Genomic DNA, 20,353 nt, shown 5'->3' with positions numbered 1-20,353 from the left:
CGCGCTCAGCTTTGTTCGGTCAGCATCGATCGAATGCGCGTGGCGAGAGCCTCCATCGCGAAAGGCTTGGTAATCATTTCCATTCCCGGCTCCAGGAAGCCCGAAGCAAGCGCAGCATTTTCCGCATAGCCCGTCATGAACAGGATCTTGAGCGCGGGGCGCAAATCCCGCCCGGCGTCGGCGAGTTGACGGCCATTCAGTCCGGGCAGCCCTATGTCGGTAATCAACAGGTCTATGCGCCGCTTCGAGCGCAGCATTTCCAGGCCGCTGACCCCGTCCACGGCTTCGAGCGCGGCGTAGCCCAGTTCATGCAGCTCCTCAAGGATAAGCCCGCGCACGACAGACTCGTCTTCCACGACGAGAACGACCTCCCCTTCTTCCGCCTGATGCAAGGTGCCGGTCTGGGGTGCGGCATCTTCCTCCTCCGCCTCGCCGCGATAACGCGGCAGAAAGAGCTTGAAGGTCGTCCCTCGCCCGACTTCGCTATAGATTTTGGCATAGCCCTCGGACTGCTGGGCAAATCCGTAGATCATGGAGAGGCCAAGGCCGGTTCCCTGCCCGATCGGCTTGGTGGTGAAGAAGGGTTCGAAGGCCTTGCTGATCGTGTCGGCGTCCATCCCGGTCCCGGTATCGCTGACGCATAGGCAGACATATTGTCCCGGGCGAACGCCACGTTGGCGCGCGACATAGGCGCGATCGAGATGGGCGTTGCACGTCTCGATGATCAGCTTGCCACCGTCCGGCATGGCGTCGCGGGCATTGATCGCCAGGTTCAGGATCGCGCTTTCCAACTGGTTGGGGTCGCACTGTGTGATCCACAGGCCGCCGCCCAGCACCAGTTCCAATTCAATGCGTTCGCCGATGGTTCGGCGCAGCAAGTCCTCCATGGAGGCAACGAGGGTATTGGCACGGACGGGCTTGGGATCGAGCGGCTGCCGGCGGGAGAAGGCGAGCAGCCGGTGGGTCAGCGCGGCGGCCCGGTTGGCTGCCGTGGATGCGCCGGTGATGAACCGGTCCAGTTCATCCAGCCGGCCTTGCGCGACCCGCCGCTGGACGATCTCCAGACTGCCGGTGATGCCCTGAAGCAGGTTGTTGAAGTCGTGCGCGATACCGCCGGTCAGCTGTCCAACCGCCTCCATTTTCTGCGATTGGCGGAGCGCGGCCTCCGTCTCGGCCAGGGCTGTCGCGGCCTCGATCTCGGCCGTGACATCACGGCCGAAGCCATAGAAGGTTTCATTTTCCGGCACCGTCGTCCATTGGATGACGCGATGCTCGCCGCCTTTCGTCCGCAGCGTAGTGCGATAATCGAGCAAGGCCTGACCGCTGCGGAGCGTCCGCACCCGTTCATGCCAGTCGCCTTCATCATCCACCATGAAATCCGTGCTGCGCCGGCCCAGCGTCTCCTCCCGCGACCAGCCAAGCCGCTGGCTCCAGGATGGATTGACGTCGGTGATGTAGCCTTGCGTATTGGTGACGACCTTGAGCACCGGGGACAGGTTCCAGATGCGGTCGCGGTCGCGCGCGAGCAGCCGCTCCTCCGTGATGTCGCGGCCCACCGCATGGATACGGCCCGCATCAGGTACCGCCGTCCATGCGAGCAGCCGGAAATCGCCATCCTTGGTCCGATAACGGTTCTCGAACGCCAGCGTGGTGATGCCGTGGCCCAGCTTGCCCAGTTCCGCGGCGGTCCGGTCGAGATCATCGGGATGGATGAATTCGGACAGCGAGTGCCCCACCATCTCCATTTCCATCCAACCCAGCATGCGCGTGGCCGACGGATTGACCGCCGTGATGACGCCCTCCAGCGTGCATACGAGCAGCAGGTCGCGCGAGATCGACCAGAGACGGTTGCGATCATCCTGTAGCCGACGGGTTGCGAGCACCTTTTCGGTCGTCTCGATGACGATGGCCACGACGCCGATCGGCGTGCCGCCCTCGTCCAGCACAGGGGAATATTCAAGGTCCGTCCAAAGCAGCTTGGGCGTGCCGTCGCGGATCAGCGTCAGTTCCTGATCCTGATAGGACAGGGTGCCGCCTTCGCGATAGACCTTCTGCATCACGTTGGCGTTGAAGTCGGCGACCTCATGCCAGCCTTCCAGCACATTGGTGCCCAGCAAGGCGGGATGGCGGCCTCCCGCGAAGCTTCGATAGCCGTCATTATAAATCATCACGCCCTTGTCGCCCCACAGGGTGACGATGGGCACAGGCGAACGCAGGATGAAGCCCAGCATGCTCTTCATCGCGGTGGGCCAGTTGTCGATCGGGCCTATGCTGGTGCTGGACCAGTGGAATCGGGCGATCCTGTCACCCATTTCACCGCCACCATTCAGGAAATCATGCAAAAAGCTCTCCGTGCCGGAGTCCGGAATTGTCACGCTGCATTCATCCTGTGGCCCACCCAATTCGCGATCGGACTACGGTCGCTAATCGACCGAAACTCTCCGCCGGGCCAGCGGTTCCGCGGGGGTTAGAGATCGGGGGCATTCAGCGCTTCTTCCGATCGGCGGCGCAGCAGGTCGGACACGGCCTTGATCCGAGCCAGCTTCGCGACGTCGCTATGGGTGACGAGCCAGAAGCTGCGGCTGATCTCTACATCATCGGGCAGCAGGCGGACAAGGCGCGGTTCGTTCGAGGTCATGAAATCGGGCAGCACGCCAACGCCGCCCCCGCCCAGCACGAGCCGGCGCTGGATGCCGATGCTGCTGGAGCGGAGCGTTGCCTGAAGGCCAGCCTGAACCTCGTCCAGATAGTCGAGTTCGGGAGAGAAGAGGAATTCGGGGACATAGCCGATGAGCGCATGGCGGTGCAGGTCGGTACGGGACCGTGGCTCGCCATGCCGCCTGATATAATCAGGGGAGGCATAGAGATGCAGGCGATAGTCTGCCAGCCGCTGCACCGTGAGATGGCCTCGCTGCGGCCGAGCCAGCATCACGGCCATGTCCGCCTCCCGCTTGGATGGGTTGAGGAAGCCGGACGCGGTCACGAGATCGAGGCGGATGCCCGGATGCTGCGCATGGAACTGGGGCAAGGCAGGCGCGAGTATCCAGGTGCCGAACCCCTCGGCAACCGACAGCCGGACATGGCCATTCAGGCTGTGCCGCTCCCCCTTTACATCGGCCAGCGCGGACAAGGCTGCCCCCTCTATGCTCTCGGCATGGGCAAGCAGCGCCGCGCCGCGCTCGGTGAGAATGCGCTCGCCGGCCACCTGCTCGAACAATTGCGCGTCCAACGCCTCCGCCAGCCTGACCAGACGCCGGGCAATAGTGGTCGCGTCCATGCCAAGCGCACGGGCGGCGGGCGCGATGCGCCGCATACGGGCCACCGTCAGAAAGATGCGCAGATCGTCCCAGTCGAACATTTGCGGCCTTGCTGCAAAAATGCAGATCAACTCTGCAAAAATGAGATATTGAATGCACTATCGCATTCGATCATGCATGGTGCAAATATTCGGCGGAGAAGTTCCCATGCGCGAGATTTCCCACAAGCTGGCCTTTGCCCATGACGGCAAGACCGCTCGCTACAGCGATGTTTTCGACCCGAATAATGGGCATGTCCAGGCGCGCGTAGCGCTCGGCGACAAGGCACTGCTCGATCGCGCGGTCGAAGTGGCAAAGGCGGCGCAGCCCGCCTGGGCCGCCGTCAATCCGCAACGGCGTGCACGCGTCATGTTCAACTTCAAGGCGCTGGTCGAGAAGAATATGGACGAACTGGCCCATCTGCTGAGTTCCGAACATGGCAAGGTGATCGCCGACGCCAAGGGCGACATACAGCGCGGGCTGGAAGTCATCGAATTCTGCTGCGGCATTCCCCACGTGCTGAAGGGCGAACATACCCAGGGCGCGGGGCCGGGCATCGACGTCTATTCCATGCGCCAGCCGATCGGCATCGGTGCGGGGATCACCCCGTTCAATTTTCCCGCGATGATCCCGCTCTGGATGTCGGGCGTGGCGATCGCTACCGGCAACGCCTTCATCCTGAAGCCTTCAGAGCGCGATCCGTCAGTGCCGGTGCGCCTCGCCGAATTGTTTCAGGAAGCGGGTCTGCCGGAAGGCATTTTGCAGGTCGTGCAGGGAGACAAGGAGATGGTGGACGCGATCCTCGACCATCCCGATATCGGTGCGGTCAGCTTCGTCGGATCGTCCGACATCGCCCATTATGTCTACAAGCGCGGCGTCGATAACGGCAAGCGCGTGCAGGCGATGGGGGGCGCGAAGAATCACGGTGTCGTCATGCCCGACGCCGATCTGGATCAGGTCGTCAACGATCTGGCCGGCGCGGCGTTCGGCTCGGCGGGCGAACGCTGCATGGCGCTGCCGGTCGTGGTGCCCGTGGGTGAAAAGACCGCCCTCGCCCTGCGCCAAAAGCTGATCCCCGCGATCGAGGCGCTGCGTGTCGGCGTGTCTACCGATGCGGAGGCCCATTACGGCCCGGTCGTGACGGCCGCGCACAAGGCGAAGATCGAAAGCTACATCCAGATGGGCGTCGATGAAGGCGCGGAACTGGTCGTTGACGGCCGCGGCTTCACGCTTCAGGGCCATGAACAGGGCTTCTTCGTCGGCCCGACGCTGTTCGACCATGTGAAGCCATCGATGCGTTCCTACCAGGAGGAGATTTTCGGGCCGGTGCTGCAAATGGTGCGGGCGGAAAGCTTCGAGGAGGCGCTGGCACTGCCCAGCCAGCATCAATATGGCAATGGCGTCGCGATCTTCACGCGCAACGGCCATGCCGCTCGCGAATTCGCCGCGCGCGTGAATGTCGGCATGGTCGGCATCAATGTGCCCATTCCTGTGCCGGTCGCCTATCACACATTCGGCGGCTGGAAGCGGTCGGCATTTGGTGACACCAACCAGCACGGCATGGAGGGCGTCAAATTCTGGACGAAGGTCAAGACCGTGACCCAGCGTTGGCCCGATGGCGGTGCGACCGGTGACAGCGCATTCATCATCCCGACCATGGGGTGAAAGGGTAAGCAGTTCATGACCGATCCATTCGCCCTTACCGATGAGCAACTGGAAATTCAGGAGCTTGCCCGCCGCTTCACGGCCGACGCGATCACGCCGAATGCCGCCGAATGGGACGAGAAGTATATCTTCCCCCGCGACACGATCCGCGCGGCGGCGGAACTCGGTTTTGGCGGCATCTATGTGTCGGAGGCGTCGGGCGGCATCGGTCTTGGCCGCCTGGAATCCGCGCTGATCATGGAGGCGATGGCCTATGGCTGTCCCTCCACCAGCGCCTTCATCTCGATCCACAATATGAGCGCGTGGATGATCGACCGCTTCGGGTCCGAGGCGGTGAAGCGCAAATTTCTGCCCGATATGGTGCCGATGACGCGCATGGGGAGCTATTGCCTCACCGAAGCCCACGCGGGCTCCGACGCCGCCGCCCTCAAGACGCGCGCGGTTCGCGATGGCGCCGATTATGTGGTCACCGGTTCCAAGCAGTTCATCTCCGGCGGCGGAGAGAACGAGGTCTACGTCGTCATGGTCCGCACCGGGGAGGATGGGCCGAAGGGCATCAGCTGCCTCGTCATCGAGAAGGATATGGACGGGGTCAGCTTCGGCGCGCAGGAGCGCAAGCTCGGCTGGCACTCGCAACCCACAGCGCAGGTCAATTTCGATGGCGTGCGTGTCCCGGTCGAAAATCTGGTGGGCAGCGAGGGCGAAGGCTTCCGCATCGCGATGATGGGCTTGGACGGCGGGCGGCTCAACATCGGCGCCTGCTCGCTGGGCGGGGCGCAACGCTGCATCGATGAGGCTGTCCGGTATACGAAGGACCGCAAGCAGTTCGGACAGGCGATCGCCGATTTCCAGAACACGCAATTCATGCTCGCCGACATGCAGACCGAACTGGAGGCGGCGCGAATGCTGCTCTATGCCGCGGCGGTCAAGGTAACGGAAGGTGCGCCCGACAGAACCCGCTTCGCTGCGATGGCGAAACGGCTTGCTACCGACACCGGCTCCTCTGTAGTGGACCGTGCGTTGCAGCTGCATGGCGGCTACGGATATCTGATGGACTATCCCATCGAGCGGTTTTGGCGCGATCTGCGCGTCCATTCGATTCTGGAAGGCACCAATCAGGTCATGCGCATGATCATCGCGCGGGACATGCTGCGGGAATGAAGAAGAGGAAAAGGGGAGCCGACATGACCGATCAGCTGGTCACCTATGTGGAAGGACGCGTGGGGCGCATTCGGCTCAATCGCCCCAAGGCGATCCATGCCCTGACACCGGAAATGTGCGATGCCATCAACCGCACGCTGCTCGACTGGCGCCATGATCCGGCGGTCGAGGCGATCATCATCGACCATGCGGAAGGCCGCGGCTTTTGCGCAGGTGGCGACATCGCCCTCATCGCCAGAAGTGCGCAGACCGACTGCGTGGAGGCGGAGCGCTTCTTCTACGTCGAATATCGTATGAACCATCTGCTGTTCGTCTATGAAAAGCCGATCGTCGCCTTCATCGATGGGGTCGTCATGGGCGGAGGGGTTGGCCTGTCCCTGCCCTGCCGCTATCGGGTCGCGACGGAACGAACGACCTTCGCCATGCCGGAAACGGGGATCGGCCTGTTTCCCGATGTGGGCGGCGGCTGGTTCCTGCCCCGCCTGCCGGGTCGGGTCGGCACATGGCTCGCCGCCACGGGCGCGCGTATTGACGGCGCGGATTGCCGGCTCATCGGCATCGCAACGCATTATGCGCGCTCCGACACGCTCGACGCCGTGAAGAGCAAGATCGTGGCGCGGCCGGGCGATCTCGCGGCGATCCTGGATGCGGCCGATGAGGTCCCCCCTGCATCGAAGCTGGCGGAGCAACGCGACGACATCGACCGTCTGTTCGCCTCCAATCGCTTCGAGGACATTCTGTCCGCCTTGCGCGCTGACGGGTGCGAATGGGCGCAAAAGCAATTGGCGGTTCTGGCGACCAAGTCACCCCAGACCATCAAGGTCGCGCTCCGGCAACTGGCCGAGGGCGCGGCCTTTACCGATTTTGCCGACAACATGCGCAACGAATATCGGCTGGCCTGTCACGTGATCCGCCGGCCTGACTTTGTCGAGGGTGTCCGCGCAGTGATTTTCGACAAGGATAATGCGCCGCGTTGGAATCCCGATAGTCCGCAGCGGGTTTCCGACGAACTGGTCGCGTCCCTCTTCGCGCCCTTGCCCGCCGGCAAGGAGTGGACCCCCCTTCCCGAACTGGAGGCCTGATCGTCATGAGCTTCGAAACCATTCTCGTCGAGCAGCGCGACGCCGTGACGCTGGTCACCATCAACCGCCCGCAGGCGCTCAATGCGCTCAGCTCCGTGGTGCTGGCCGATCTGTCGGCGGCCTTCGCGGCCTATGATGCGGACCCGAGCCAGCGCTGCCTCGTGCTCACCGGAAGCGGCGAAAAGGCGTTCGCGGCCGGTGCTGACATCAAGGAAATGGCGGACAAGGCAGCGGCGGACTTCTTCCTGGAGGATTTCTTCTCCGGCTGGCAGTCGAAGGTCGCGGCCACCCGAAAGCCCTGGATCGCGGCGGTTGCGGGCTTCGCGCTCGGCGGCGGCTGTGAACTGGCTATGATGGCCGACTTCATCATCGCCGCCGAGACGGCAAAGTTCGGCCAGCCCGAAATCAAGCTGGGCGTAGCGCCGGGCATGGGCGGATCGCAGCGCCTGACGCGGGCGGTGGGCAAGGCCAAGGCGATGGAGATGTGCCTGACGGGGCGGATGATGGACGCGGAAGAGGCCGAGCGGAGCGGCCTTGTCGCCCGCATCGTGCCCGCCGCAGCACTGCTGGACGAAGCGTTGAAGTCGGCTGCTCTAATCGCCTCCATGCCGCCGATGGCCGCGATGGTGAACAAGGAAATGGTCAATCTCGCCTTCGAAACCGGGCTGGCGCAAGGCGTCCAGACCGAGCGCCGGCTGTTCCAGATCCTGACGGCCACAGAGGACAAGGTCGAAGGCATGGCCGCTTTCGTCGAAAAGCGGCAGGGAGCCTGGCGCGGCCGCTAAGTTCAGCACGCGCACGCAAATCAAGCGAGCGGCGGGCCAAGCGACCCGCCCCATCTACGGAGTGGATCATCTTATGTCGCAGACGATTGCCTTCATCGGCCTTGGCAATATGGGCGGCGGAATGGCTGCCAATCTCGTCAGGAACGGCTTTACCGTCAGGGCATTCGACCTGGCGGAGGCGGCGCTTGCCAAGGCGGAGGCGGCGGGCGCGACCCGCGTGGCGAGCGCTGCGGAAGCCGCGTCGGGCGCCGATGCCGTGGTCACGATGCTGCCGGCGGGCAAGCATGTCGAAAGCGTCTATCACGACGCCGTTTTCGACTCAGCCACGAAGGGCGCGCTCTTTCTTGACTGTTCCACCATCGATGTTGCGACCGCCCGCCGGGTGAGCGCGGCGGCAGCGGAGCGTGGCTTCGAGATGGTGGACGCGCCCGTCTCCGGCGGAATCGCGGCGGCCAATGGCGGCACACTCACCTTCATGGTCGGCGCCGATGACGCGACCTTCGGCAGGGCGAAGCCGATTCTGTCGGCCATGGGGAAGGCAGTGATCCATGCCGGCAGCGCGGGCAATGGTCAGGCGGCCAAGATCTGCAACAACATGCTGCTGGGCGCCACCATGATCGCGACCTGCGAAGCCTTCGCGATGGCGCAGAAGATCGGGCTCGATCCCCAGACCTTCTACGATATTTCCAGCGTCTCGTCGGGGCAAAGCTGGTCGATGACCAGCTATTGCCCGCTGCCGGGCGTTGGGCCGCAAAGCCCCGCCGACAATGGCTATGAGGGCGGCTTCGCGGTCGCGCTGATGCTGAAGGACCTGAAGCTCGCGCTGGAGGCGGCGGCTTCCGTCAACGCCAGCGTGCCGATGGGGAGCCAGGCGGAAAGCCTCTACCAGCTGCTCGCCAACAAGGGGGAAGGCGGACGGGACTTTTCGTCAGTCATCGAATTGCTGTCGTAAGGATCACGAGCGACACAAAGGTCGTGCCTCAAGCGCCCTCTTCCGTCGCAGCCCCGGCAACTCCCTGCGGCTTGTTGCCGTCGCCCAATATCTGCCAGAACATCCGCGCGGCGAGATAGCGCAAGCCGCTATTCGGCTGCGCCATGGCGCCGAGCAGGCGAACGGTATTGGCGGCGGCGTTCTGAAATTCGATCTGCGCCGGATCGAAGACGCATTCGGAAAGCTGCGGCGGCTCCCCGCCACGATAGATCAGCGTCGCATGTTCGAAGCGGCATTTGATGAAGCGGTTTCCATCCAACTCGACATTGCCCGAAAGCTGCTGTCCTTCGTAGATCATAGGCTCTCCCTCCGCCCGGAGCGGCGATGATAACCTGAGTGAAAGACCGAGGAAACCAGGAGAAGCGCAAGATCGGCATTGCCCTTCCTATGGCTCCAGCTAATCTGCGCGTAAACGGCACGAGGGGGGCATGTCGGAGCGCAAACTCAAAGCCTGGCAGCAGGCCGGCCTGATCGACGCGGACGTGGCGGCGAAAATCCGGGCGTGGGAGGCGCAGAATGCCCGGCCGGTCGGACTTTGGGCGATCATCGGCCTCGGCGCGCTGACCATCGGACTTGGCATCCTTTCCGTGGTTGCGGCGAACTGGAACGCGATACCCGGTGAACTGCGTCTCGGCCTTCACTTGGCGCTCATGGCACTGCTGGCGGCTTTCCTGTGGTGGCGGTTGATCCGGCCGGGGAAGGCTGATTATGTCAACGATAGCCTGCTGTTTGTGGCGGCGGTCCTCGGGCTCACCTTCTTCGCCCATGTGGGACAGGTCTATCAGACCTCCTCCCCCTTGTGGCAGCCCCTGCTGCTCTGGCTCATCATCTTCTCGCCCTTGCTGCTATTGTCGGGCCAGGGATGGCCGGTCGCCGGGCTCTGGATGGCCGGAGTGCTGGGCACCGCATGGTCGCACGCAAGCGAATATGGCAATCTGTGGGAAGGAGGACGCCGGGTGGCCCCTGCCTACCCTGCGCTCTATTGGGGTCTGATCGCCTGCCCACCCATGCTGATCGCAGCGCTCGCCGCCAAATGGCGCCTAGGCAGCGCCCGACCGCAATTCTGGCGCCTGGTCGAGCAGATCGCCATCGCCACCATCCTTGCCGGCCTCAGCATCGCCATCATAGCGCGCGGTTGGGATAGCGGCTCGCAGGGCCTGTTGGGCAGCGTCGTTATCCAGACTATGGCGCTGCTCGGCGCGGCGGCGGCGATCTTCCTTGCCCGGCCCACGCGGTCGGGCGCGGCGACCGCCGGTATTCTGGTCGTAGCGGCGCTTGTCCATCTGACGCAGGCGCTGCTGCTGGACCTGCACGGCCCCTTGCACGGCCCGTGGCTCAGCGCGCTGCTGTTCCTGCTGCTGTGGGGTGCCGTCGCGGCGGGAGCACTCTATGCCCGCTGGCGCCGCATCTTCCAGGGCGCAACGGCCGTGCTGGCGCTGCGCATCATCATCCTAAGCTTCGAATTGAGCGACGATCTGCTGGGAAGCGGGGTCGGCCTGATCCTGTCGGGCGCGTTCGCCATGGCGGTCGCCTGGGCCACGGTGCGCGTGTCGCGGCGTTACGCTCCAGCCCGGGAGGGCGGCGAATGAGTAAGGCTCGCCTCCTCCTCACCGCAGCGCTTGTCCTTCCGCTGATCGCGTGCGGCATTGTCTGGGCTTCAACCTATCGGCTGGCGCAGCAGGGCGAGGAATGGCTGATCCCCATCCAGGGCTATGACCCCAGGGATCTGCTGCGCGGGCATTATGTCCAGTACCGCTATGACTGGCCGGTCGATACCGCTCGCCCGGACCAGGCGTCAGCCACCATCGATCCATCCTATGCCGCGCGGCTCTGCATCGAAGGTGTCGCACCGATCATCGATCGGGTGCGGGCGCTGCCCGCTTCGAGCGGGCTGCGCGATCCTCAAGAAAGCAAGGGCTGCGCCATCATCGTGCGCGCCACGGCGGGCACGCGGCGCGAAGTGCGCGGCCTGGAGAGCGGGATTTTCTTCGCCTCCCAGGGCAGCGCCATTGAATTGTCGCGGCGTCTGGCCGATCCGAAGCTTCAGGGGATGGTCCGCGTCAGGATCAGACCGGATGGCGTCATGCGGCCCGTAGGGCTGGAGTTCAGGCCGCGCGCCAGCGAGGTGCCTACCCCTCGGAGATCAACGCGATGATCCGTTCGACTGTTGCATCGGGCAAGCACGGGTAAAGGGGCAGGCACAATATCTGTTTCGCGAGGCTGCGAGCGTGGGGAAGCTCCGCCCGAGCAGACGGAAGATCGCGATAGACTGGCGTTTCCGATGCCAGCGGAAAGCCGTAGCGCCGCGCTTCTATCCCTTGATCCATCAGCCGCTCATAAAGCTGGTTTCGGCCTGCCTGATGCTCGTCATTGATGGCGATCGGGAAAAAGCCATGATTGCTGCGCCATTGTGGTCCTACGCCGAACAGGCGCACGCCCCTGATGTCCGCTAGGGCAGCTCTGTAGCGCCCGGCGATCTGCTCCCGCCGCACGATCGCATGGTCGAACTGGGCGAGTTGCAGTAGCCCAAGGGCGGCGTGCATCTCGCTCATCTGACCGTTGATCCCGGCCGCTGCGACCGTGGTCGTTCCGACCAGACCGAAGTTGCGGAGCCGCCCTATGCGGCGCTTGACCCGCGGATCGGCGCAGACCACCGCTCCTCCCTCCCCGCAGGTGAACGGCATCGCGGCGTGGAAGCTCAGCACGGAAGCGTCTCCGTGGCTGAGGATCGAGCGGCCGGAAACGGAAACGCCGAAGGCGTGAGCGGCATCATAGATGACCTTGAGGCCGTATATGTCGGCGACCTCGTTGATGGCTGTGGTATCGCAAGGGTGGCCGAAGCAATGGACCGGCAGGATGGCGCGGGTCCGCGGGCTGATCGCGGCCTCTATGGCGCTGGGGTCGAGATTGCCTGTGAGCGGATCGATGTCGACAAAGACCGGCTTCAGCCGCGACCAGCGCAGCGCATGAACCGTCGAGACGAAGGAAAAGGGCGTGGTAATCACCTCGCCATCCAGGTCAAATGCGTTGAGGGCCAGCAGAAGCCCGATCGTGCCATTCGCCGTCAGAGCGAGATTTTCGACGCCCAGATAATGTTCCAGTGCAGTTTCCAGTTGCTCGTGAAAAGGGCCGCACCCGGTCAGCCGTCCGCTGCTCCATATCTGTTCGAGATAGGGCCGGAAGGCTTCGAGCGGCGGCATTGAAGGCTGCGCGAACGGCGTCGACGGCCGGGCACCCAAGGGCGCCGCTTCGCCCAGGATCATATAGGGTGTCGGAGAGGGCGGAAGGCCGCTCATGCGCAAGTCTTTCGATCAGGGTACGATGCGGCCTTCACGCTCGCTTGACGGGTCACAGCCGGGCATTCTCTGGAAGCCAAGCCATGTTGCTACGGCCTTCGCCTTCACGGCCGGCTTTTCGGCGGCAGGAGCGATCGGTCGGCATAATATTGATATTGATGGCGCCGCCGGAACAGCGAAGCGATCGACTTGTTGAGCACCGTGCCGATAATCGGCGTCGGTTCGACCAGGTCGATCGCTTCCTTCAATTCGTCGGCGGGCGTCTCCCCTTCCTCCACCACGATGAGCATGCCCTGCACCTTGGCGGCGATGGACAATGTCTCCTCAATCGCCAGTGTCGGCGGCGTGTCGATGACGAAGATCGGGTCTGCTTCCTGATCGGCAAGGCCTCGGAGCATCGCGTCCAGCCGTTCGCTCGCAAGCGCTGCGCCCGTGTCGAGCCGGGGCTGACGGACCGGATATACGGTCAACCGCATGTTCTCGATGCGCTGTCCGCAGAAATCGAGCGGCGCCCCGTCGAGGAGGAAATCGTCTATTCCTGCAAGCGGCGCTAAGCCGAGCCGATCGGCAAGGACGGGCTTGGCAAGGTCGAGATCGATCAGCACGACAGGCTGAACGCGGCTCAGCGCGAAGGCGAGGTTCGCCGCGACGAAGCTTTTGCCGTTGCCGGGGCGGGTCGAGGTGATCGCCATGATGCGTCCGCCCGACGCATGGAAGCCGTTCATGATCTGCGAGCGCAGGAGAGCAAAGCTGCGGGCACGGGGATCGAGAGGATCGAGCGAGCAAATCCCACTGGCGGCGAGATGCCCTTGATCGAGCAAGACCGGCGCCATCTTCCGGACCTCAAGCACGGGCGCGACATGCCGATAACCGAGGTTCCGTTCCACGACGTCAATCCCGGTGACCATGAGCAACTCCTTTCAGAAATTCCAGTCGCGGCAGGAAGGATCGAACCCATTCGATAACGCTGTCCGCCGACGGGTGAAGCGCAGGCACGATGGCGAGCGGCGCCACGCCGGTCACCCGTCCGATCGCCGCTCCGCCATGAATGCGGCCCGCCGCCAGTTCCAGCGTGATCGTGAGGATGAGGCCAAGTGCCAACCCTGCACCGGCACCCATCAGCAGCAGCTTCTTGCGATGGGGGAAGACGGGATCGAGCGGCAGGCTGGCTTCATCCACCACGGTAAAGCGCTCGCCCTTGTCTTCCGCCTGAAGATTGGCGGCAACCTGCGCCTCCATCTGCTTTTCGCGGATGTCCTGATATTGCAGCGTCAGATTGTCATAGTCCCGCTCCAGATTGTTGAGCTCGTAGCTCGCCTGGGGGGCCTGCGCAGCGAGATGCTCCATCTGGGCGATGGCGTTCACCAGTTCCGCGCGCCGCTGCGCGAGCATGGCGATGCGGGTCCGGCCGGAAGCGATCTCGGCCGCGATCACCCCGCCGGATCGAGGCTCTCTCATGTCCTTCTTCTGGTTTGCAATAGCGGCGCGTGCGGCGATGACATCGGGATGCTCGTCGGAATAGGTCGCGGTCAGGGCGGCGAGGCGGTTCTGCGTCTGTCGCAGCGCATCGGCCTGCGGACTGGGCGCGGATATCAGTTCCTGGCTCCGCGCGGCCAATATGCCGTTCTGCTGCGCGATACCCTGCGTCTCGGCGTCGATCCGCGACACTTCAGCGCGCAGGCTGGAGGCCGACTGAGTGCTGAGCGCCACCTGATCGGGCAACGCCCCATTATAGCGCGCCTCTATCTCCCGCCGCCGGTTCTGAAGTTCGATCAGCCGGTCCTGGATCTCGTTCCCGCGCCGGGACAGGAAAGCCGCCGTGCCGGAGGCCTGTTCCGTTCGTAGCCGTTTGTCCTCGTCCAGGAACATGCGGGTCAGCTTTTTTGTCACGCCCTGCGCGATGACGGGATCGCGATAGGTGAAGGACAGGCTGAAGGCGATGGTCGGACCGCCCTGGCCGCTATTGGTCGCATTGCCGGTGCCGACCAACTCTACTCCAATGGCGCGGCGCATGAGATTCTGTATCTCGTCGGAGGTGAGCCGCGTGCTCTCCTTGGGATAGAGACGCATGTCGCGGACCAACTCCACGAGATTGGCGCGGCTAAGTATCTGCTGCCGGATCTTGGCGATCCGCTCATTCGCATAGGTGGTGAGCGGAGAGGCGACCATGGCGGTCGGCACTTCCTGCGAGGCGATCAGCAGGGTCGCGGTGGACTGATATTGCGCGCTGATCGTCAATATGGCGGTGATCGCGGCCAAGATACCCAGCGCTGTCGGGGTGATCAGCCACCAGCGCCTGCGAAAGGCGATGGCGAGGATTTCGGGAATGGTGATGAACGGCCCGTCGGAGCCAGTTTCGTCGGTCATCTTGCGCCCCTTTCCGGCCGGTCAGGCCGGAAGCGGCGACGGCGTGCGTCCGCCTCGCCGACCCCATCGCAACGACGCGGCAGATGCCTTTGTATGAACAGCGATTTCATCGCCTATCCCCTCAAGGTAAGCTCGCGATGACAATCGGAGTTTCGCCAGGTCGAAGCTATTCTCTGGAGTGTGTGGCGACTCCCCGGTGGGGAAATCTGCCTAATCCCGATCAGGTGACGGCCAAAGAAAACCCCGCCGGAGCAAGCTCGACGACGGGGCAAGGTTCAGGGAGGTGTCACTCTCAAGGGGAAAGAGCGACACATCCTATTTAGGTAGGATGAGACAGGTTTCAACCCCCTGTTATGGTTCGACTAAGTTGCAATCGCGCCAACCCATATCGCCCTTTGGCACGAAGGCGACGAAGCTGCCGTCGATGATCAGCGTGGCCTGAGCAGAGCGGAATTGCTCTCCCAAGGAAGAAGGCGCGCGTGCCAGGGTCAACCGATCGCCGTCCAACTGAACCTGCGCCCGCGCACCGTCGATCCGCAGCAGGAAATTGCGGCCTTCCGCGCACTGGACCTGATGATCGCCTTTCACCTCGGCAGCTGCGCTCGCGAGAGGGAACAACGCCAGCAGGGGGGCTAGCACGGGCGGCAGGAGGGGAAGACGGGCCTGCATTCATGGGCCTCACGGGTGCAAGGGGAACAAGGGGCTCAATGCCCGGCCGCCGCGCGAGTTCCTTTGCGTCATGCCGCGCTGACGCTGCCCTTCATTCAGCCGGGTCTGAACAATATTCACCACGTAGAAATCCGCGCCTGCAAACCAGACTGCCGCCGGTCTTGCGAGAAGGATATTATTAACCATCATCGACAAGGAGGCCGACTATGGAGCTGCAAGGCACCGCAACCAACGGAACCGTCTCGGCCGACGACTATGCGGACCCATCCATCGCCGACGTCATCCTGAAGCCGCGAGCCAAGGGGGAGCATCGTCCGCCCCCGATTGATCTCGATGACGCGCCCGTCACGCGGCCTTTTCTGCCCCCGCTGGAGGAATTCCAGCCCTATCTCGAGCGCATCTGGGCCAATCGCTGGCTCACCAATGCGGGGCCATTTCACCAGCAGCTGGAGGAAGAGCTCGCCGCTTATCTCGGCGTCCAGCATATCGCGCTGACTTCGAACGGCACCGCGGCGCTGCAACTGGCCTTGCAGGCGCTGGAGGTTAAGGGCGAGGTCATCACCACGCCCTTCACTTTCGTCGCGACGACGCATGCGCTGCGGTCCTGCAACCTGCGCCCCGTGTTCGTCGATATCGATCCCAGGACCGGCAATCTGGATCCGGAGATGATCGAGCGGGCGATCACCCCCGACACCTGCGCGATCATGCCGGTGCATTGCTTCGGTCATCCCTGCCGGACGGACCGCATAGCGGAAGTCGCCAGCCGGCACGGCCTGAAGGTCATCTATGACGCGGCCCACGCCTTTAACGTAAGGCAGAATGGCGAAAGCTTGTTGCGGGCAGGTGACGCAGCCTGCCTCAGCTTTCATGCGACCAAGGTATTCAACACCTTCGAGGGGGGCGCGGTCGTGTGCGCCGATGCGATGATGAAGGCGCGCATCGGGCAGCTGCGCAACTTCGGCTTCACCGACGCCTTCTCCGTCGGGATGGCGGGAACCAACGGCAAGATGAGCGAATTCCAGGCCGCCTTCGGGCTGCTTCAGCTGAAATATGCCGATGAGGCGATAACGCGACGAGCCATGATCGCGGCGCGCTATGCGGCGGGATTGCGTGCGACCGAGGGCCTCACCCTGTTCGAGGCCGAACCGGGATGGCAGCTCAATCATTCCTATTTTCCCCTGCTGCTGGCCGAGGGCCTGGCCGAGCGGCGCGCGGATCTCTGCGCCCGGCTGCTGGCCGCGGGTATTCACGCCCGCCCCTATTTCTGGCCGCTCGTCTGCGATCATGCGGTCTATCAGGACCTGCCATCCGCATCGGGGGAACTGCCCGTGGCGCGCCGCTTCGCGCGGCAGATACTGTGCTTGCCGCTCTACCCCGACCTTGCCGCTCGCCACGTCGAAACAGCGGTGGCGACCATCCGGGATTTCTGCGCGGTAGCGGAGACGTGACCGACGCAGCGCGCCCGGAAGCCGGAAGGCTCAACATCCTCCTCGTCGCGGAGAATGTCTCGCGCAATCTGAGCGGCGAGACGATCCTACCCTATTATTATCTCCAGCATTTCCTCGCGTTGGGCCACGATGTGCGCGTGATCTGCCATGAACGGGTGCGCGACCAGCTCAAGAAGGAGCTCGATTTCGCGACATTCGCGCGCTTTTCCTTCGTCAAAGACAGCCTGCTGCAAAAGCTTCTGTTCCGCATAGGCCGCGCCTTCCCGCATCGTGTGGATGACCTAGTCTTCAACCAGTTGATTCAGTTGCTGACCCAATTGCGGATGCGGCGCGTCGCGAGGGAGCAGCTGTCCCGTGAGCCGGTCGATGTCATATTTCAGCCCGCGCCGATCGCGGTCAAGGCGGTCAGCGGCATGCATCGTCTCGGCGCTCCGGTGGTCATCGGGCCTATGAGCGGCGGCATGGATCTGCCGCCCGCCTTCCGGCGCATGGACGGTCCGCTGGTGCGGCTGGCGATAGCGGGCGCGCGCGGCGCCACCGGACTGCTCCACCGCCTGATCCCGGGCAAGCGCGCCGCTGCCATGCTGCTGGTCGCGAACGAGCGGACCCGGGCTGCCCTGCCCTCCGGCATCAAGGGCTGTGTGCGCGAGGTCATGGAGAGTGCCGTCGACCTCGGCCGCTTCCTGCCACGCAGCGCAGACCCGGCGCTCAACGGTCCCATGTCCTTCATCTTCTGCGGCCGGTTCGTCGACTGGAAGGGGATTGGCTATCTGGTCCGCGCCTTCGCCCCGCTGGCGCGCGAAGGCGGCGTCAGGCTTGACCTCATCGGCGATGGCGAACTGGTCGGCGAGATCGAGCGGCTCGTCGCCGCCGAAGGCATCGGCGACAGCGTGGTCATGCATGGTCGCGTGCCGCTGGAACGCTATATGGAGATGCTTCATCACGCGGGCGCCTATGTCGCGCCGACGCTTCGCGAATGCGGCGGGATTGCGATGATGGAGGCGATGGCGACCGGCGTCCCGGTCATAGCGACGGATTGGGGCGGCGCCGCGCAATATGCCAGCCGCGATTGCGCAATCCTTGTCCCGCCGACGTCCGAAGCCGAGTTTGTCGCCGGGCTGACCGCCGCGATGCGCAGGCTGGCGGAAGATGCGGAGCTTCGCCGCCGCCTCGGCGAAGCCGGCCGTCTGCATCTGGAGCAGCAGGGGCATGACTGGGCCGTCAAGGCGCGCGACGTGGCCGAGATTTTACAGGAGGTTGCGGTACCCCGCCGCGCTTCACCGATACCCATCAACGTGGCGCAGCACGCGCCGCTCACTCAGGCTGTCTGAAAGCTGGCACCATGGAACAGATCGACAAACCCGACATCGTCTTCTACGCCCGATCCCTCTATAACGGCGGGGTCGACCGGGTTGTCTTCAACCTTGCCGAGGAATTTCTGGCGCGCGGCATACGTCCGCTGATCCTTGTCGATCGGCACAATCCCTATTCGCCCTTCAAGGACCTGGTGCCGGGGGGTGTCCCCTATGAGGTGCTGAACGCGGAGGGGATGATCGCCCGCGTCACCAAGCTGCGTGCCTTCCTGCGCAAGACGCGGCCGCAGGCTGTGATGTGCACCGGCTTCGGCTTTCCCAATCTCTGCGCCATTCTGGTGCGGTGGATCGCCGGGTTCCAGTTCCGGCTCATGCTGACGGAGCATTGCTTTCCGTCCGTGGACCATGACGCGGCCAAGCCCTGGCAGTCGCGCTACTGGTTCTTCCGGCTCGCGCACCTGCTTTATCCCTTTGCCGACAATATCGTCGCTGTGTCGAAGGGCACAGCCAATGATCTCGCCAAGGTTATCAGCATCGACCCGCGAAGCATCACCTGCATCTACAATCCCATCGTCAGCGATGCGCTGATCGAGTCGGGCAGCGAGCCGGTCGATCATCCCTGGTTCCACGACGATAGCGTACCCGTGGTCATCGCGGTCGGCCGGTTGGAGCATCAAAAGGACTTTGCGACGCTCATCACCGCCTTCGCCCGCGTCCGCAAGCAACTGCGCTGCCGCCTGATGATCCTGGGCGACGGGACGGAGCGCGACATGCTGACGGCGCTGATCGACCGGCTCGGCCTTGCGGACGATGTGGCGATGCCGGGCTTCGCGCCGAACCCCCATGCCTATACCGCGAAGGCCAGCCTGCTTGTCCTGTCCTCGCGCTTCGAAAGCCTTGCCAACGTGGTCATAGAGGCGATGGCGTTGGGCACGCCGGTCATCGCCACCGACTGCCCGTCCGGCCCCGCGGAGGCGCTCGACCACGGCCGGTTCGGAAAATTGGTGAAGGTCGGCGACGCCGACATGCTGGCGGACGCGATGCTGGAGATTTTGCAGAAGCGCCCCGCTCCTGTGCCGCAAAGCTGGCTGGAACAGTTCACCACCCGAGCCTCCGCCAGCCGCTATCTGGAGCTGCTGACACCGGCACTCAGATGATGAAACAGGATCAGCAGGCCCCGCTTGCGCAACTGACATCGCTGCGTCTATTTGCGGCGCTGCTGGTCCTCTTCTCCCACTTCCAGTTCTTCGCGCGGAGCGGCAGCCCGGCGCTTGAACGCCTCTATGACCTTGTCTTCCGGCAAGGTGCCTGTGGCGTCACCTTCTTCTTCATCCTTTCGGGCTTCATCCTCACCCACGCTTATGAGCGTGCGCTGGTGGACGAGAAGATCACCGCATCGACCTATTTCTATCGCCGGCTGGCAAGGATCTTCCCGCTTCACCTGATCGTGGGGCTGGCGTTTCTCGCCTATCTTGCTTGGCGCGCCGACGTGCCGCCACTGCGCGCAGTGATGCTCAATCTGACGCTGCTGCATAGCTGGTTTCCCGACCCGATCGTCCATTATTCGCTGAACGGTCCGTCCTGGAGCCTTTCGGACGAGCTGTTCTTCTACGCATTATTCCCATGGCTGGTGAGGCTGTCCCAAGCGACGCTGCTGCGCTTTTTCTGCATCGGCACCGCCTTGATCATAGCGGCCAGCGGCATCGCGGCGGCGCGCATCGACGGCTATTCGCCGTTCGCCGACTGGCTGTTCTACGCCTTCCCGCCCACGCGCCTCTTCGAGTTCGTGGCGGGCATCCTGCTCTGCCGCGCGTGGCGAGCCGGAACCGGGCGCAGATGGGCGAGCAGCGGGACCGAGGCGCTGCTGGTCATGACGGTGCTTGCGACAATGGTCGCGGTGGAGTGGTTCGCGCTGCCGCTGGTGTTGCGGTACCAGCTGGCCTTCCTGCCCCCAATGGCGGCGCTCATCTTGATCTTCGCCCATGGCGAGGGCGCGCTCTCGCGTCTGCTGCGTCATCCCAGCCTGCAATTGATGGGCGAGGCGTCCTTTGCACTCTATCTCATCCATCGGCCGTTGATCACATTCATGGAGCGCTGGGCGGGGCACGGGGCGGCAAGCGATCTGGCGCTAGGAGCCGCCATGCTCTCGCTCTCGCTTGTCGGCGCGCTATTCGCCTTTGTTCTGCTGGATCAGCCGGTGCAGCATTGGCTCCGGCGGCGGGAAAGGCGCGTTCCCGGACAGACAAGGCTAGTTCAGCCGTAAGTTTCAGCCACAAGTGC

At 63.8% G+C, this 20,353-nt stretch carries 18 protein-coding genes; 11 read left to right on the top strand and 7 right to left on the bottom strand.

Features of this window, described 5'->3' with window-relative positions:
* Positions 1-5 precede the first annotated feature (5 nt).
* The gene (locus tag L858_RS0102815) at positions 6-2,312 is read right to left on the bottom strand and encodes a PAS domain S-box protein (protein ID WP_028055736.1); all 2,307 of its coding nucleotides are present in this window, start codon (positions 2,310-2,312) and stop codon (positions 6-8) included.
* A gap of 155 nt (positions 2,313-2,467) precedes the next feature.
* Positions 2,468-3,358, bottom strand: a complete 891-nt coding sequence (locus L858_RS0102810) for a LysR family transcriptional regulator (RefSeq protein ID WP_028055735.1) — start codon at positions 3,356-3,358, stop codon at positions 2,468-2,470.
* A gap of 106 nt (positions 3,359-3,464) precedes the next feature.
* Between L858_RS0102810 and L858_RS0102805 the strand changes: the two genes are divergently transcribed.
* The 5 genes from L858_RS0102805 to mmsB are packed head-to-tail and all read left to right on the top strand — an operon-like array spanning position 3,465 to position 8,941.
* The gene (locus L858_RS0102805) at positions 3,465-4,961 is read left to right on the top strand and encodes a CoA-acylating methylmalonate-semialdehyde dehydrogenase (RefSeq protein WP_028055734.1); all 1,497 of its coding nucleotides are present in this window, start codon (positions 3,465-3,467) and stop codon (positions 4,959-4,961) included.
* 15 nt (positions 4,962-4,976) lie between these two features.
* Positions 4,977-6,122: an acyl-CoA dehydrogenase family protein gene (locus L858_RS0102800; RefSeq protein WP_022681626.1), complete on the top strand. Its 1,146-nt coding sequence runs from the start codon at positions 4,977-4,979 to the stop codon at positions 6,120-6,122.
* 23 nt (positions 6,123-6,145) lie between these two features.
* Complete coding sequence (locus L858_RS0102795; protein WP_022681625.1) at positions 6,146-7,204, top strand: enoyl-CoA hydratase/isomerase family protein; 1,059 nt, start codon at positions 6,146-6,148, stop codon at positions 7,202-7,204.
* Positions 7,205-7,209: 5 nt separating this feature from the next.
* Positions 7,210-7,989, top strand: coding sequence for an enoyl-CoA hydratase-related protein (locus L858_RS0102790; protein WP_022681624.1), 780 nt, complete (start codon positions 7,210-7,212; stop codon positions 7,987-7,989).
* A 52-nt stretch (positions 7,990-8,041) separates the two neighbouring features.
* On the top strand, positions 8,042-8,941 hold the full coding sequence (gene mmsB / locus L858_RS0102785) for a 3-hydroxyisobutyrate dehydrogenase (RefSeq protein ID WP_274518593.1): 900 nt from the start codon (positions 8,042-8,044) through the stop codon (positions 8,939-8,941).
* A gap of 28 nt (positions 8,942-8,969) precedes the next feature.
* Here the strand turns inward: mmsB and L858_RS19475 are convergent, their stop codons facing one another.
* Positions 8,970-9,278, bottom strand: coding sequence for a hypothetical protein (locus tag L858_RS19475; RefSeq protein WP_022681622.1), 309 nt, complete (start codon positions 9,276-9,278; stop codon positions 8,970-8,972).
* 130 nt (positions 9,279-9,408) lie between these two features.
* Here L858_RS19475 and L858_RS0102775 point away from each other — a divergent pair, with 130 nt between their 5' ends.
* Complete coding sequence (locus L858_RS0102775) at positions 9,409-10,569, top strand: DUF2157 domain-containing protein (RefSeq protein WP_022681621.1); 1,161 nt, start codon at positions 9,409-9,411, stop codon at positions 10,567-10,569.
* Positions 10,566-11,135, top strand: coding sequence for a GDYXXLXY domain-containing protein (locus tag L858_RS20905; RefSeq protein WP_022681620.1), 570 nt, complete (start codon positions 10,566-10,568; stop codon positions 11,133-11,135). Before L858_RS0102775 ends, L858_RS20905 begins: the two co-directional genes overlap by 4 nt.
* Here L858_RS20905 and L858_RS0102765 read toward each other — a convergent pair.
* The 4 genes from L858_RS0102765 to L858_RS19455 form a co-directional block, all read right to left on the bottom strand.
* Entirely contained in the window at positions 11,110-12,276 is a 1,167-nt protein-coding gene (locus L858_RS0102765; protein WP_022681619.1) for a DegT/DnrJ/EryC1/StrS family aminotransferase, read from the bottom strand. The two genes, L858_RS20905 and L858_RS0102765, sit on opposite strands and share 26 nt — an antisense overlap.
* A gap of 104 nt (positions 12,277-12,380) precedes the next feature.
* The gene (locus L858_RS19465; protein WP_022681618.1) at positions 12,381-13,184 is read right to left on the bottom strand and encodes a CpsD/CapB family tyrosine-protein kinase; all 804 of its coding nucleotides are present in this window, start codon (positions 13,182-13,184) and stop codon (positions 12,381-12,383) included.
* A complete protein-coding gene (locus L858_RS19460) occupies positions 13,168-14,643 on the bottom strand; it encodes a GumC family protein (protein ID WP_022681617.1) in 1,476 nt (491 codons plus the stop codon). The genes L858_RS19465 and L858_RS19460 overlap by 17 nt, the downstream gene beginning before the upstream one ends.
* Positions 14,644-14,994: 351 nt before the next feature.
* On the bottom strand, positions 14,995-15,312 hold the full coding sequence (locus tag L858_RS19455) for a hypothetical protein (protein WP_022681616.1): 318 nt from the start codon (positions 15,310-15,312) through the stop codon (positions 14,995-14,997).
* A 206-nt stretch (positions 15,313-15,518) separates the two neighbouring features.
* Here L858_RS19455 and L858_RS19450 point away from each other — a divergent pair, with 206 nt between their 5' ends.
* From L858_RS19450 to L858_RS0102730, 4 genes are read left to right on the top strand one after another with little or no spacing between them, the layout of a single operon-like run.
* A complete protein-coding gene (locus tag L858_RS19450) occupies positions 15,519-16,760 on the top strand; it encodes a DegT/DnrJ/EryC1/StrS family aminotransferase (RefSeq protein ID WP_022681615.1) in 1,242 nt (413 codons plus the stop codon).
* A complete protein-coding gene (locus tag L858_RS19445; protein WP_022681614.1) occupies positions 16,757-18,091 on the top strand; it encodes a glycosyltransferase family 4 protein in 1,335 nt (444 codons plus the stop codon). Before L858_RS19450 ends, L858_RS19445 begins: the two co-directional genes overlap by 4 nt.
* Before the next feature lie 11 nt (positions 18,092-18,102).
* Positions 18,103-19,230, top strand: coding sequence for a glycosyltransferase (locus L858_RS0102735; RefSeq protein WP_022681613.1), 1,128 nt, complete (start codon positions 18,103-18,105; stop codon positions 19,228-19,230).
* Positions 19,227-20,336 (top strand): acyltransferase family protein, encoded by a 1,110-nt coding sequence (locus tag L858_RS0102730; protein ID WP_022681612.1) that lies wholly within the window; start codon positions 19,227-19,229, stop codon positions 20,334-20,336. Before L858_RS0102735 ends, L858_RS0102730 begins: the two co-directional genes overlap by 4 nt.
* Positions 20,337-20,353 lie beyond the last annotated feature (17 nt).

Origin of the sequence: Sphingobium bisphenolivorans (assembly GCF_000412635.1) — a bacterium.
In the GTDB taxonomy this organism is placed as follows: Bacteria; Pseudomonadota; Alphaproteobacteria; order Sphingomonadales; family Sphingomonadaceae; genus Sphingobium; species Sphingobium bisphenolivorans.
The sequence above is the reverse complement of the archived record's forward strand: the minus strand, read 5'-3'. Positions and strand labels throughout refer to the sequence as shown.